This is a genomic window from Ferviditalea candida (genome assembly GCF_035282765.1).
GTDB classification, from domain to species: domain Bacteria; phylum Bacillota; class Bacilli; order Paenibacillales; family KCTC-25726; genus Ferviditalea; species Ferviditalea candida.
Genome location: NZ_JAYJLD010000062.1, coordinates 1 through 14,633, shown reverse-complemented (window position 1 = coordinate 14,633; position 14,633 = coordinate 1). Strand labels below are relative to the sequence as shown.

Sequence of the window (14,633 nt, the reverse complement as noted above, 5' to 3'; positions counted from 1 at the left end):
AAAAGCTACCGCAACTCGCAGATCCCCAAGATCCGAATGCGTTAGACAACTTCCTTCCATGGTCAAGCTCAATCCCGGAAAATTGCAGAATCGTTCATTCATAGATTACTAGCCTCCCCACTTGAATCGTAGGTGGGGATTATTTTACGCTTACATTTATTCCATTTCTTATTTTCCCTTCAGGCAGGCCTACTCCAAGTTATGTGCAATATCTCGGCAAAGTATTGCCCTCAGCAGCTCTTGGGTTACTGGTTGTCTATAGTATCAAAGATGTCAAATTTTTATCCGGCAACCATGGAGTACCCGAATTGATTTCAATTGCTGTAGTTGTGTTTCTCCATATTTGGAAAAGGAATATGTTTTTATCCATTGCAGGCGGTACTCTCGTCTATATGTTTTTGATTCAATAATGTATCGATTACCGCGCGCTTACCGAACAGAAAAAACTTGCATCTAGTGAACAAGAGATATATAATCAGATCAAGAGAATGAATATTCATTCCGTTCCGGAGGTGAAGCATTGGAAATGGCCGTAAACAAGCGCGAGAAAATTATGGACGCGGCACTCCTGTTATTTGCCGAGCGGGGATATGACGGGACGACGGTTCCGATGATTGCCGATACGGCCGTAGTAGGAGCGGGGACGATCTACCGGTATTTCGAAAGCAAAGAGGCGCTTGTGAACGAATTATTTAACGAGTGCGTTCAGCGTTTTACCGATTCGGTGAAAAGAAACTACCCCTACTCGGACAGTATCCGTGCGCAGTTTACGCATATTTTTAACGGTATGGTCCGGTTTGCCAAGGAAGACATCCATGCGCTTTATTTCATCGATACGCACAGCGAAGCCCGCTATTTGGATCCGCAGAGTCGCGAGGCGTTCCAGCAATTGCTGGATTTTTTCCACTCTTATGTGAATTCCGGCAAGGAGCAGGGACTGATCCGGCCACTTCCATCCGATGCATTGATTGCCATTGTATTCGGTGCATTTGTCAAAATTTACACATTAATTAGAGCCGGAAAAATAATCGAGACGCCGGAGCTGCTCTCCCAAATTGAAGAAAGCTGTTGGGACGCCGTCCGAATTCATTCGGATTGAAGCGTATCTGTTTTGGCATAAAAGGAATGAACGTTCATTCCGAGTGGTAGATTGGCATTAATGGAATAATGATTTACGAGCTTAATTTGATCATGAATTATTCTATAACTATTTTGGAAGGATGGATGAACATGTCTGAATCCGCTGTTATTCCTCAACCGAAAACGTTTGGTCCGCTCGGCAATTTGCCGCTTCTGGATCTGGACGCTCCCGTTCAATCCATGGTGAAACTTGCCGGCGAGTACGGACCGATTTTCCGAATGGATTTGCCGGGAAGACGCGAAATCTTTATTTCCGGCTACGATCTGGTTGCGGATGCATGTGACGAATCCCGGTTTGACAAAAGAGTATGGGCCCCTCTGGAGAAGGTTCGCGCTTTCACTGGCGACGGCTTGTTCACAAGCGCGACGGAGGAACCGAACTGGCGCAAAGCGCACAATATATTGCTGCCCAGCTTCAGTCAAAGAGCGATGCAGGGATACCACGCGATGATGGTGGATCTCGCGCTGCAGCTTGTGCAAAAGTGGACCAGGCTGAACCCGGACGAAAGCGTGGACATTCCGGAGGATATGACCCGGCTTACTCTGGATACGATCGGATTGTGCGGGTTCAATTACCGGTTTAACAGTTTTTACCGGGAGCAGCCGCATCCTTTTATCACCAGCATGGTCCGTGCTTTGAATGAAGCGATGAATCAGCTGCAGCGTCTCGGACTGCAGGATAAGCTGATGGTACTGACGAAACGGCAGTACAAGCATGATATTCAGTCCATGTTCGCTCTGGTGGATAAAATCATCGCAGAACGCAAAGCGAATGGCCAGCAAGCCGGAGACGATCTGCTCGCACATATGCTGACAGGCAAAGATCCGGAGACGGGCGAACCGCTCGACGATGAAAATATCCGTTATCAAATCATAACGTTCCTCATAGCCGGACATGAGACGACCAGCGGATTGCTTTCCTTTGCCGTATATTATCTGTTGAAAAATCCGGATAAGCTGCAAAAGGCCTACGAAGAGGTAGACCGCGTGCTGACCGAGCCCATTCCGACCTATTTGCAGATCCGGGAGCTCAAGTACATCCGAATGATCCTCAACGAAGCATTGCGCCTATGGCCGACCGCCCCAGCTTTCTCCGTGTATGCAAAGGAGGATACTCTGCTGGCAGGCAAATATTCTTTGAAAAAAGGAGAGAGTGTGAATATTCTTATTCCCAAGCTTCATAGGGATAAGGCAGTATGGGGCGACAATGTCGATGAGTTTTATCCGGAACGGTTTGAGGATCCAAACCAAATTCCGTACCACGCGTACAAACCGTTCGGAAACGGCCAGCGCGCGTGCATCGGTCAGCAGTTCGCCCTGCAGGAAGCAACGCTCGTGCTCGGGATGGTGCTCAAGCATTTTGAATTGATCGACCATACGAACTATCAATTGAAAGTCAAAGAAACGCTGACTTTAAAGCCCGAAGGCTTAACGATGCGCGTCCGTCTCCGTACCGGTCATGCGGCCTATACTTTTTCCGCCGCCCAGAACGCGCCGGTGATCGGCAAGCCGGCGGAGCAGGCGGCGGTACCGATAGTGGAGGCGCACAATACGCCGCTGCTTGTGCTGTACGGATCCAATATGGGGACGGCCGAAGGCATTGCCCGGGAGCTGGCGGACACCGCCCGCTATCAAGGCTTCCGAAGCGAGGTGGCGCCGCTCAACGCCCATGTGGGCAAACTGCCCAAGGAAGGCGTAGTATTCATTATCTCCGCTTCCTACAACGGGAAGCCGCCGAGCAACGCCCGCGAATTTGTCCAATGGTTGGAAGAAGTGGAGCCTGGTCAGCTTGAGGGTGTCCGGTATGCGGTATTTGGCTGCGGCGATCATAATTGGGCGAGTACGTACCAGCATGTTCCGCGGTTTATCGACGAGCAGTTGGCGGCCAAAGGGGCTACCCGGCTTGTTTCCCGCGGGGAAGCGGATGCGAGCGGCGATTTCGAAAAGCAGGTCGAAGAATGGGGCGAGCGTTTATGGCTGGATGTGCTGGACGCTTTGGGCTTGAAAAGCAGCGGCCTGCCGCAGCAGGAACGAAGCGCGCTCAGCATGCAGTTCGTCAGCGGCCTGATTGGAACACCGCTTGCGGAAACGTACGATGCATTTCTCGCCACTGTTGCAGAGAACCGCGAGCTGCAAGGAGAAGGCAGCGAACGCAGCACCCGACATCTGGAATTTGTTCTCCCGGACGGGGCAACCTATCGGGAAGGCGATCATCTTGGAGTGCTCCCCGAGAATTCACGGGAGCTGGTTGATCGTGTCCTTCGACGCTTCGGCCTGCAGGCCGGTGATCATTTGATCATCAGCGCTTCCGGACGCAGCGCAGCGCACCTTCCGCTTGATCGTCCGATCAGCGTCCACGATCTGCTCAGCCACAGTGTCGAGCTGCAGGAGGCGGCAACGCGCGCACAGCTTCGAGAGTTAGCTTCCTTCACCGTGTGTCCGCCGCACAAAAAGGAACTGGAGGCGCTCCTTCTGGACGATGCCTATAAGGAAAAGGTGTTAAGCAAACGGCTGACAATGCTCGATCTGTTGGAGCAGTATCCGGCCTGTGAACTTCCGTTCGAACGGTTCATTGAGTTGCTGCCTCCGCTCAAGGCACGATATTACTCCATTTCCAGCTCGCCCAAGGTGTTGAACGAACGGGTCAGCATTACGGTCGGCGTCGTGCGCGGGCCTGCCAAAAGCGGACGCGGCGAATACCGCGGCGTTGCCTCGAATTATTTGGCGAGCCGCCGGCCCGGGGATGCGATCGCTATGTTCGTGCGAACGCCGGAGTCCGGGTTCCAGATTCCGGAGCTTGCGGAAACACCGATCATCATGATCGGACCGGGGACCGGCGTGGCGCCATTCCGAGGATTTCTCCAAGCACGGCGAGCTATGGAGCAGGAAGGGAAGACGCTCGGGGAGGCGCATCTTTATTTCGGTTGCCGAAACCCGAAGCACGATTACCTGTATCGGGAGGAGCAGGAGCAATATGAGCGGGACGGATTAGTTCATCTCCATACGGCTTTCTCGCGAGCGGAGGGTGTGCCCAAGACTTACGTGCAGCATTTGATCGAGCGTGATGCCGGCAAGCTGCTCGATCTGCTCGAACGGGGAGCGAAGATGTATGTGTGCGGTGACGGCAGCAAAATGGCTCCGGAGGTGGAGGAGACTTTCCGCGCCGCCTACCGCGAAGCTTACGGCGCAACCGCAAAAGCCGCGCAAAGCTGGCTGGAAAGCCTGCAAAACGAAGGCCGATACGTGAAGGACGTTTGGGCCGGGGCATAATGGGAGATCGTCGTAGAGGAATAAGAATGCCAAAAGAACGGCTGCAGCATCCTCCATGCCAGCCGTTCTTTTGATGCGTAACCGTTGGCGCCGAACTTGCTTATGTATAGCGTTGTGTGGGCTTTTTGCGCAAGACACGTTATTGCGGAAACATTGGCAAGCTACGCGCCGCGAGTTGGCGGAGCGATCTGCTTAAGCTGCTTTGTCACTTCGTTGAACAGATCCGTCACTTGCTGGTCGGTCGCGCTGGAGAAGTCTGTGCCGGACAGCTCTTCCTTGATCGTATCCAACGTTTGGTCGATGCTATCGCCATCTGCATGTTGAGAGCTTCCGTTCTTCAAATGTTGTTCCAGCTTCGCCAAAAATGTTTTCTTTTGATCCGTCGTCAACGTGTTTGCCGAGTCGCTGTCGGAGCTGTTGGAATTATCGCTGCTGATTCCCCAAGCGAACGGCGGCGCGATTCCGCCCATTGCTTGCAGCATCGCAGGCAATCCTTCGTTGGAGTTGTTTTGTTGCGACGAATCGTTCTCCGGTGGCGGTGGCGGTGGCGGCGGAGCCGCTTGCCGAAGTGTCTGCATCACTTTATCGAACGTATCCGACACCTGCTGATCGGTCGCGCTGGAAGCATCGAAGCCGGACAACTCTTCCTTCAGCGAGGAAATCAGGTCAGTTGAACTGTCGGTATTGCTAGTGCTGCTGGTACTGCTGGTGCTGTCGGTTCCAGAGCTTGATTGCGACGAACTGAGCGAACTCAGTTTGCTATACAAGTTCTCCAGTATCGACTTCTTTTGATCCGATGTAAGCGAGCTTTCGCTACCGGAATCGGAGTAGTTGCCGCATGCCGAGGCCGAGTCCTGGAATTGGCCTCCACTCAGATAGGCCAACGCTTCTAGGCTGAATTGCGCGGAATCGGTCGACATCCCTTGCCCTTCGGGAGGTTTAGGGGGCGGAGGAGGACAACGATTCGTGTCCTGATTTCCGTCGACTGTACTCGAACTGTTGGTTTGTGTCGTGTTGTTGTAGTGGGAATAATGGTTTCGGTGAGAGTTGATGGATACAGACACGGCGACAGTTCCTTTCTTTAGTGAATTTTGCAGCGAAAAGCCCATAGTTTACTTAACGGCAGGCAAACTGAGAACAAACTGAACGCAGTCTGAAAAATAGCTTAAAAAAGACCTCGATTTGTATAATTGTGGATAGATTGGTGTCGAAAAAGGATTTTTCCTGCAGCTTGTGGAATAAGTCTAAGTTACTAGCGTGAATGGAAGGCAGGGACCTACAGATGTTGACAGGAGAAGTTCGCAACAAGGTCGATAAAATTTGGACGGATATGTGGGCTGGAGGCATTACCAACCCTTTAACGGTTATAGAGCAGCTTACCTACTTAATGTTCATTCGTTCATTGGACGAGAAGGAATTGGAGAATGAGAGCTTCGAGGCGTTGAGCGGCGAAGCGATGCCGAAGATTTTTCCGCAAGATGAAGAAGGACAGTCGATGCGCTGGAGCAAGTTCAAGACCAAGGACCCCCGGGCGATTTACGATATTGTCGGGACGAAGGTATTTCCTTTCATCAAAACGATGAACGGCGACAATTCCACCGCGTTCTCCCGCTATATGCAGGATGCGATGTTTCTGATACCTACGCCGCAAGTTCTGCAGAAGATTATTACGGGTTTGGATGAGTTGTACGAGCACGACATCAAAAACATGGACATGCAGGGCGATCTGTACGAGTATATGCTTGGCAAGCTTGCGACCGCCGGGCAGAACGGCCAGTTCAGAACGCCCAAGCATATCCGCGACATGATGGTGCGTCTGCTTGCCCCGACGCCGGGCGATCACATCTGCGACCCTGCATGCGGTACGGAGGGGTTCCTGGTATCTTCAGCCGAATATATCCGGGAAACATATGAAGCCGATATGACAAGCGAACAGTGGGAGCATTTTGCCGGCGACATGTTCACAGGTTTCGATACCGATAGAACGATGCTCCGCCTGTCGGCGATGAACCTCATGCTTCACTCGATTACGCAACCGCATATTGATTATGTGGACAGCGTATCCAAGCAAAATGGCATTTCTTCGCAGTATGATATTATTCTCGCCAATCCGCCGTTTACCGGCACCGTTGATGCCGAAAGCATACACGATAATCTGAAGACCGTCTGCGACGAAAAAGACGGAGCTTCTGTTTGTGGCGCTCTTCCTGCGAATGCTCCGCAAAGGCGGGCGCTGCGCTTGCATCGTGCCGGACGGGGTTTTGTTCGGCACGACCAAGGCGCATAAGGCTTTGCGCAAGGAATTGGTCGAGAGTCATCAGCTTCAAGCTGTTATTTCGATGCCGAGCGGCGTGTTTAAGCCGTATGCGGGCGTCAGCACGGCTGTTCTTGTGTTTACCAAGACGGGCGCCGGCGGCACGGACAAGGTTTGGTTCTACGATATGAAGGCCGACGGCTTCTCGTTGGACGATAAGCGGTCGCCGGACGAGGCGAACGATATTCCGGATATTTTGGCGCGTTTCCATAATCTGGCTGGTGAGGCGGATCGGAAGCCGACGGAGCAGAGCTTTTTTGTGGAGAAGTCCGCTATTGAGGCGAATGATTACGACCTGTCGATTAACCGGTATAAAGAGGTTATATATGAGAAGGTGGAGTACGATCCGCCGGCGGTCATATTGGAAAGGCTAGAACAGTTGAACCTTGACATTGCCGCGAAGATGACGGAGTTGAGGGGGCTTCTTGGTGAGTAAGTGGGAGAAGGTAAGGCTGGGAGATATATGTACATTAAAGAGTGGTAAATCTTTAAATGAAGAGATATTAATAGACCACGGAGAAATCCCTTATATAAAAGTTTCGGATTTATCAATAAGAAATAATACCTTCCGGATTACCTGTTCAACTCGATATGTCAATCGTAAAGATGTTGAAAATCAACTGTTTCCTAAAGGGACAACGGTTTTTCCAAAAAGAGGCGGTGCAATAGCTACAAATAAAAAACGAATTACTTCTTGCGAAGTTTGTGCGGATTTGAATATTATGGGAGTAATTCCCGGCGAAAAGATTTTACCAGAGTATTTATATGCATATTTTCAAAAGATTGATTTAGGTATGCTGGGTAATGGCTCTTCTGTACCCCAAATAAACAATGGAGATATCGCTCCACTGCAAATTCCACTACCACCTCTTGATATTCAAATACTGATAGCGAAAGCTGTAGCCACTACCGCCGAAGTACTTGCTATGCGTAAACAGCAGCTTGCTGAGTTGGATAACCTTATTAAGTCTATCTTTTACGACATGTTTGGCGATCCTTTTGCAAATGAAAAGGGATGGTTACAAAAACAACTTTCAAGTTACTGTCTCATAAATCCAAGGAAAGCAGAAATAAATGTTCTAAGCGATGATTTACAAATTTCTTTTGTGCCAATGCAAAGTGTATCGGAGAGCGGAGAAATCGATACATCTGATATTCGTGAATATAAAGATGTCAAATCCGGGTTTACATATTTTTATGAAAATGATGTACTCTTTGCCAAGATTACTCCTTGTATGGAAAATGGCAAAGGAGCTATTGCAAGAAATTTGAAAAACAATATTGGGTTTGGCTCAACAGAGTTTCATGTGCTGAGGCCCATCGAGGGTATTTCCAATAGTGAGTGGCTTTATCGGTTGACATCATTGCCAACATTCCGGAGGAATGCTGAGAAGAATATGAGCGGTAGTGCAGGACAGAAGAGGGTACCCACATCTTTTTTTGAAAAATGCATTGTACCACTTCCACCAATCGAACTCCAAAACCAATTCGCCGACATCGTCGCCAAAATCGAAGAACAAAAAGCCCTTGTCAAAAAAGCCATCGACGAGACTCAGCTTTTGTTCGACAGCTTGATGAGCGAGTATTTTGGGTAGGAAGGTGAACCGTCTCAAATCAAAAGCCTGTCGAATTCGACGAGTTTGCCTAAAGGAAGTCGCGATTAAGTCGATAGAATTTTTTGAACGTCAGCTTCGACTGCCAGCAATCGATTGTTTAGTAGATTGATTTGAGATTCATGCCGATCTAATCGCGCCGTTGCCTTCTTGTCCATCATTTGCAGCATGGCAACGACATCTTCTGTCTGGGTTCGTTCTATACGGTCGAGTTGTTCGCTCATTGAAGACATTTGTTTTTCTATAGAGGATACTTTTTCTTCCAAACAAGACACTTGTTTTTGCATTGAAGACATCTGTGTTTCCATCGAAGACATTCGATTTTCCAAACGATCCAACCTTGGGGACAATTCTTCCTTTAAAACTTCTTTGAGTACTTCTCTTAACTGTTCCATGTTCTCACCTCTGCGTTAGAAAATGGAGCTATTCAAAGGAGTAATTCTAAGTATAGTATAGCTCAAACGAAATGAAAATGCAAACATATGTTCGATTTTAATGGGTGTCAATGACCGAATACATGGATTAACGAGGTGAATGAAATGGTTGCAAATTTTGATTTCTTGCAGGGACAAGCCGAATATGCCTTATTCGCGCCCGCGTGCATCGAGGCGGAGCGGGTGCTCGCCACGTCGCCGGCCATGGCGGCGGCGGGAAGCCGCAAAGCGCTGGAGCTGGCGGTGAAATGGGTGTATTCCGCAGATAAAACCATCACCATGCCCTATAAGGACAATTTGCAGTCGCTCATTCACGAGCCTTCGTTCCGGTTCGCGATGGAGAGTCAAACGTGGGGCAAGCTGCCCTACATTATCAAGCTGGGTAATCTCGCCGTTCATACGGAGAAGGCGGTCAGCCGAAGCGAAGCCATTCTATCCCTTTCGGCTTTGTTCGAGTTCATCGAGTGGCTGGACTACTGCTACGGCTCCAACTACGAGGAGCGCCAATTCGATGAAGCTCTGATCCCGGCGGAGAAGGTCGTCCTGGATGAAGCGGCCATCAAGGAGCAGAACAGCCTGCTTCAGCAAAAGGATGCCGAAATCGAGGCGCTGCGTGCCCAAATCGCGGCGATGAGCGACCGGCTCACCTTGAACAAAGCAGTACACAAAGAGGAGCGCAGCTTCACTCCGGTCGATCTGTCCGAGTTCATGACGCGCAAGAAATATATCGATGTAGACCTGAAGCTCCTGGGTTGGGTTTTCGACGACGATGTCCGCGAAGAGGTGCCGCTCACCGGCATGCCCAATCCGGAGGAAAAGGGTTATGCCGACTATGTGCTGTATGGCAAGGACGGGCTGCCGCTGGCCGTCATTGAAGCGAAGCGCACCTCCAAGGACCCGAAAATCGGCACCCAGCAGGCCAAGCTTTATGCGGATTGCCTGGAGCGGATGACAGGCCGGCGTCCAATGATCTTCACCACGAACGGGTTCGAAACGTACCTATGGGACGACGTGACTTCGCCACAGCGCAAAGTCAGCGGCGTTTTCGCCAAGGCCGATCTGGAAAAGCTGATGCAGCGCCGCACCGAACGCAAACCGCTCGCGGAAATCCCGATCGACGACAAGATTACCGACCGGTATTACCAGAAGGAAGCGATCCGGGCGGTGTGCGAGCATATCGAGACCGGCCATCGCAAAGCGCTGCTCGTTATGGCGACGGGCACGGGCAAAACGCGAACGGCCTCCAGCCTGACCGATGTGTTGTCCCGCGGCGGGTATGCAACGAACGTCCTCTTCCTGGCGGATCGCACCGCTCTGGTCAAGCAGGCAAAGGACGATTTCAAGAACAATTTGCCGGATATGTCGCTCTGCAACCTGCTCAGCAATAAGGACGACAAATCGGCGCGCATCGTTTTCTCCACTTACCCGACGATGCTGAACGCAATCGACACGGCGAAAAGCGAGGACGGTAAACGTCTGTTTACCCCTGCGCATTTTGACCTCATCATTATCGACGAGGCGCATCGCAGCATTTTTAAGAAGTACCGCGCCATCTTCGAATATTTCGATGCGATCCTGGTGGGGCTGACGGCAACGCCGAAGACGGAAGTAGACCGCAACACGTACGAGTTCTTCGAGATGGAAAAGGGCGTGCCGACCTACGCCTACGATTACGAGACGGCCGTGGAAAAGGATCATGTGCTGGTTCCTTATTACAACATCGAAGTCGACACGAAAATTTTGGAGCAGGGCATTTCCTACGACGATTTGTCGGAGGAAGACAAGGAGCGGTACGAGGAAGATTTTACGGACGAGGACGGGGAGATGCCGGATTCGATTCCGGCGCCAGCGGTGAACGAGTTTATTTTCAACCAGTCTACCGTCGACATGGTGCTCGAAAACCTGATGACCAAGGGCATCAAGGTGGCGGGCGGGGACCGGATCGGGAAGGCGATCATTTTCGCGCAGAACAAACGGCACGCCGAATACGTCGTGGAGCGGTTCAACAAGCTGTATCCGCAATATAAGGGGAGCTTTGCCAAACGCGTCACTTATGAAGATAACTACGCGCTGACGATTATCGACGATTTCAAGGTGGAGGGGAAAGCTCCTCATATCGCCGTATCGGTCGACATGATGGATACCGGCATCGACGTGCCGCACATCGTCAATCTCGTCTTTTTCAAGCGCGTCCGGTCCAAAGCGAAGTTCTGGCAAATGATCGGACGAGGGACAAGGCTCTGGAAAAATTTGTTCGGCGAAGGGCAGCATAAGACGCATTTTGTCATCTTTGACTACCTCGGCAATTTCGAATTTTTCCGCCAGAACCAAGAAGGGCTGCAGGGCAGCGAGACGCCTAGCTTGTCCGAGGCGATTTTCGCCAAACGGGTTCGGTTGATTCATCACCTGCAGCATGCCGTCTTTGCTGACGAGCCTCATCAGAAGCTGCGCACGGAACTGGTTGAAACCGTTCTGCACCAGATCAAGCAGTTGAACCCGGAGCTTGTATCGGTCAAGATGAAGCTCCAATATATCGAAAAGTATAAGCTCGCGGCAGCATTCGTATGCCTGTCGGATACGGACAAGCACCATATGATCGAACATCTTGCTCCGATTGTGTATCTGGACGAGCCGGACGAATTCGCCAAACGGTTCGACAACCTGATGTACGGACTGATGCTTGCCGTGATCGAAGGGACGCCGCAATTCAAAAAAACCAAAACCCAGCTCGGCGCCATCTGCGCCAATCTGGCGAAGCGGGCTACAATTCCGCAAATCAAGGAGAAGCTTGAGCTTATCAACACGGTTCGGACGGAGGAATTTTGGCGGGATGCGGGTCTGCTGGATTTCGAGAAGGTGCGGGTGGAGCTGCGGCATCTGATCAAATTGACTGTTGACGATGACAAGATTAGCCCGATCTACACCAATTCTGACCGACGAGGTCATCGGCACCAGGGAAGGCGAAGCGATCTACCAAGCTTACGACTTTGAAGATTACAGGCTGAAGGTGAACCGCTATATCGAGAACCACCGGGATCATCTGGCGATTTATAAACTGTGCAACAATATTCCGCTGACTTCGTCCGATTACGAAAGCCTGGAACGGATTTTCACCGGGGAACTGGGCACGGCGGAAGACTACCGGCGGGAGTTCCAAGACACGCCGTTCGGGCTCCTGGTGCGCAAAGTTGCGAAACTGGAGTATGAAGCGGCGCTGGCGGCATTTTCCGCTTTCATTGGCGATCAGTCGCTCAGCCAGACGCAGATCGTCTTTGTCAAAAAAGTCGTCGATTACATCGCGCAGAACGGCTACATCGAAAATGTGTCCGAGCTGACGAAGCCGCCTTTCGACAAACCGCAGAGCTTTATCAAGCTGTTCGACGGCTCGAGGCAAAAGCAGCTCGTCGAGCTGGTCGCGCAGATTAAGGAGAATGCGGTGAAGATTGTGGGGTAGCGATATATCGGGTATTAGCTCTAACGGACATCAGCGACGTTATTGTCGGCAAAATGGCCATATTTTCCAGTTGAACGGACATCAGAGCCGTTATTAGACGAATAGACCGCTCGATTTGGGGCAGATTCGGCTAATAGCATCTCCTGGGTCCGTTAGAATTTTTATAAGCTCCATTTTCTCCAAATAGCGGCTCCTCAGTCCGTGCGCGAACAAACTGGTTTGTACCGAAGGGATTATTGGTCGGTACAATGTTTTGGTGCCACGGCAGAACCATATCGCTGAGTGCAAGATCTACCGTCCTAATCCCCCCTGATATTTTACATGCATGTAATCCGGATGCATCGCGGGAATGGAGATACATGATGATCTTCATTCAGCCTGAATGGATGGAAGCCGTATTGGAGAAGGTGGGGCAGCCGTTCATTTTACATGAAAGCAATTCTGTACAGGTTCTTCAGCTTATGAGGTGTTTAACCGGCGGAAGCTCCCCCTTGGAGAAAGAAACGCAATTGATTCATACCCTCTCTTCGCTGATCAACTACAGCGACAAAGTACCGGTTGCGATCGACAGTCCTGCATATGAAGGTAGAAGCCTTCGCCACATTAAAGATTATCTGGATCATCATTATAGAGAGAATATTACGCTGGATACTCTGTCTGAAATATCGGGCCTCAGCAAGTATTACCTGATTCGGCTATTCAAGGAAAAATATCATGTCCCCCCGCATACATATCAAATCCTGCTCAGAATTAATTTTGCGAAAAGGGAAATCAGAAAATCCCGCTCTTTTGCAGAGGTGGCTCAAGAGGCGGGATTTTACGATCAGAGCCATTTTATTAAGGTGTTTAAGCATTACGTTGGAACGACGCCGGAAATATACAGTAAATCGGATCGGCCCCAGCAGGAGCAATTTTTTACATCCGCCATCCATAGCTATAACTTATCCTATAGCCATATCGATAACATGTAGGCAGGATGGTAAGGTTATGGGGAATAAAGATTTGCTTGGGCATGGTTTAACGCTTGTTACGATGGCTATTTGAGGGACGACCTACGTTTCGACAAAGGTCATTTTGCACCATCTTGAACCGGTTGAAATTTTGTTTTACAGGTTTCTTATCGCTTATTTCGCATTGGTCTCGATTCATCCCAAATTTCAAAAGCCCGGCAATCTGCGGGAGGAACTGTTGTTTTTCAGCGCAGGACTGAGCGGGGTCACGCTTTATTTTTTGATTGAGAACACGGCGTTAAAGTACACATCCGCTTCAAACGTAGGCTTGCTTATTTCCACAGCGCCTATGATCACCGCTATACTTGCACACAAGTTTACTGGACAGTGAGAAGTTCTTGTCAAAAAATTGACACATGGTAAAACAACCCAATCAAGCGAATCTGTGATATCCTTACGGTTCCTACGCCAGAAAGGAGAGCAGATCGCTAGAAAGGGTTGCTTGGATAGTGTACCCGATTTCGTCACGATCGACCAGTCCATGTTGAAATATATGAATGAAGTTCTGTGTGCATTTCGAGTTTGCTTCACCCGCACCACCGCCTTCAGGTGGTTCATGATCATCGTCGTTGGTCTGATGGTTCGTTCCGACCATCTCGGAGTAACCTCCATCGTCCGGGATCTGGTGCTGGATCCGCGTCATTATGAGTCGATGATCCATTTCTTCCGCTCCTCCGCCTGGTCGCTGGATTCGCTGCGGCTTGCCTGGCAGGAAGCCGTTCGCCGTTTCGCTCCGCTCCTGTACGTGCGCGGACGGGTCGTGCTCGTCGGCGACGGCGTGAAGCAAGCCCAGGAAGGACGGCATATGCCGGGTGTCAAGAAGCTGCATCAAGAATCCGAAAATGTCTCCAAGGGCGAGTACATCTTCGGTCATCTGTTCGGCGCCATCGGCATTCTGGCGGGCACGCCGCAAAAGTGGTTCTGCCTGCCCCTGTTCATGAATCTGCAGGATGGCGTGAAAGCGATATTCGGATGGGCGGACTCCGAGGAACGCCAAGTCTCCCACGTCGTGCAAATGATCGAGCAGGCCTTCGTCACCGTTCGCACCTTCGGCGGGGCGCTGCTTCTGTTGGACCGGTATTTTCTGTCCATCCCTGCGCTACAGCGGTTGGCCGAAGGAAATCGGGCCGGCGATGCACGCCTGCATATCGTCACCAAAGCGAAAATAAATGCCGTCGCCTACGAAAGGCCTGAACCGAAGAAGCCGGGCCGCGGCCGCCCGCCGAAGAAAGGCAAGATGCTGAAGCTCGCCGAGTTGTTCCAGACGCGCACGGCCGATTTTCAAACCGCTGCCGTGACGATCTATGGCAAGGAAGAGACCGTCTCCTTCCTGTGTTTGGATTTGTTGTGGGGCCAGGGTCTTTATCAAGAGTTGCGCTTCGTCCTCGTTCGGCATGG

Annotated in this window: 10 protein-coding genes and 2 pseudogenes; 10 read left to right on the top strand and 2 right to left on the bottom strand. The window is 50.9% G+C overall.

What is annotated here, in order from left to right; genetic code table 11:
* The first annotated feature begins 125 nt into the window (after positions 1-125).
* The 3 genes from VF724_RS20525 to VF724_RS20515 all read left to right on the top strand — a co-directional run bounded on the left by VF724_RS20525 (position 126) and on the right by VF724_RS20515 (position 4,410).
* Positions 126-410, top strand: a complete 285-nt coding sequence (locus VF724_RS20525) for a branched-chain amino acid transporter permease (RefSeq protein ID WP_371756094.1) — start codon at positions 126-128, stop codon at positions 408-410.
* 116 nt (positions 411-526) lie between these two features.
* A complete protein-coding gene (locus VF724_RS20520) occupies positions 527-1,099 on the top strand; it encodes a TetR/AcrR family transcriptional regulator (protein WP_371756093.1) in 573 nt (190 codons plus the stop codon).
* A gap of 131 nt (positions 1,100-1,230) precedes the next feature.
* Complete coding sequence (locus VF724_RS20515) at positions 1,231-4,410, top strand: bifunctional cytochrome P450/NADPH--P450 reductase (protein WP_371756091.1); 3,180 nt, start codon at positions 1,231-1,233, stop codon at positions 4,408-4,410.
* A gap of 161 nt (positions 4,411-4,571) precedes the next feature.
* Here VF724_RS20515 and VF724_RS20510 read toward each other — a convergent pair whose 3' ends face one another.
* Positions 4,572-5,330: a hypothetical protein gene (locus VF724_RS20510; RefSeq protein WP_371756090.1), complete on the bottom strand. Its 759-nt coding sequence runs from the start codon at positions 5,328-5,330 to the stop codon at positions 4,572-4,574.
* A gap of 362 nt (positions 5,331-5,692) precedes the next feature.
* Here VF724_RS20510 and VF724_RS20505 point away from each other — a divergent pair.
* Both VF724_RS20505 and VF724_RS20500 read left to right on the top strand, forming a co-directional pair.
* Positions 5,693-7,160, top strand: a pseudogene (locus VF724_RS20505) (type I restriction-modification system subunit M).
* Positions 7,153-8,319: a restriction endonuclease subunit S gene (locus VF724_RS20500; protein WP_371756089.1), complete on the top strand. Its 1,167-nt coding sequence runs from the start codon at positions 7,153-7,155 to the stop codon at positions 8,317-8,319. Before VF724_RS20505 ends, VF724_RS20500 begins: the two are co-directional and overlap by 8 nt.
* Positions 8,320-8,384: 65 nt before the next feature.
* On the opposite strand, the gene VF724_RS20495 is transcribed toward VF724_RS20500, so the two are convergent.
* Positions 8,385-8,732, bottom strand: coding sequence for a DUF3450 domain-containing protein (locus VF724_RS20495; RefSeq protein ID WP_371756088.1), 348 nt, complete (start codon positions 8,730-8,732; stop codon positions 8,385-8,387).
* 144 nt (positions 8,733-8,876) lie between these two features.
* On the opposite strand from VF724_RS20495, the gene VF724_RS20490 reads away from it, so the two are divergent.
* The 5 genes and pseudogenes from VF724_RS20490 to VF724_RS20470 all read left to right on the top strand — a co-directional run.
* Positions 8,877-11,762: a DEAD/DEAH box helicase family protein gene (locus VF724_RS20490; RefSeq protein WP_371756087.1), complete on the top strand. Its 2,886-nt coding sequence runs from the start codon at positions 8,877-8,879 to the stop codon at positions 11,760-11,762.
* Complete coding sequence (locus VF724_RS20485; RefSeq protein ID WP_371756086.1) at positions 11,671-12,225, top strand: type I restriction-modification enzyme R subunit C-terminal domain-containing protein; 555 nt, start codon at positions 11,671-11,673, stop codon at positions 12,223-12,225. The genes VF724_RS20490 and VF724_RS20485 overlap by 92 nt, the downstream gene beginning before the upstream one ends.
* 248 nt (positions 12,226-12,473) lie before the next feature.
* Positions 12,474-13,196 (top strand): AraC family transcriptional regulator, encoded by a 723-nt coding sequence (locus VF724_RS20480; protein ID WP_371756092.1) that lies wholly within the window; start codon positions 12,474-12,476, stop codon positions 13,194-13,196.
* A gap of 85 nt (positions 13,197-13,281) precedes the next feature.
* A pseudogene (locus VF724_RS20475) lies at positions 13,282-13,566 on the top strand (EamA family transporter); the annotation flags it as partial.
* Between the two features lie 111 nt (positions 13,567-13,677).
* A partial coding sequence (locus VF724_RS20470; RefSeq protein ID WP_371756085.1) for a transposase occupies positions 13,678-14,633 on the top strand: 956 nt, incomplete at its 3' end.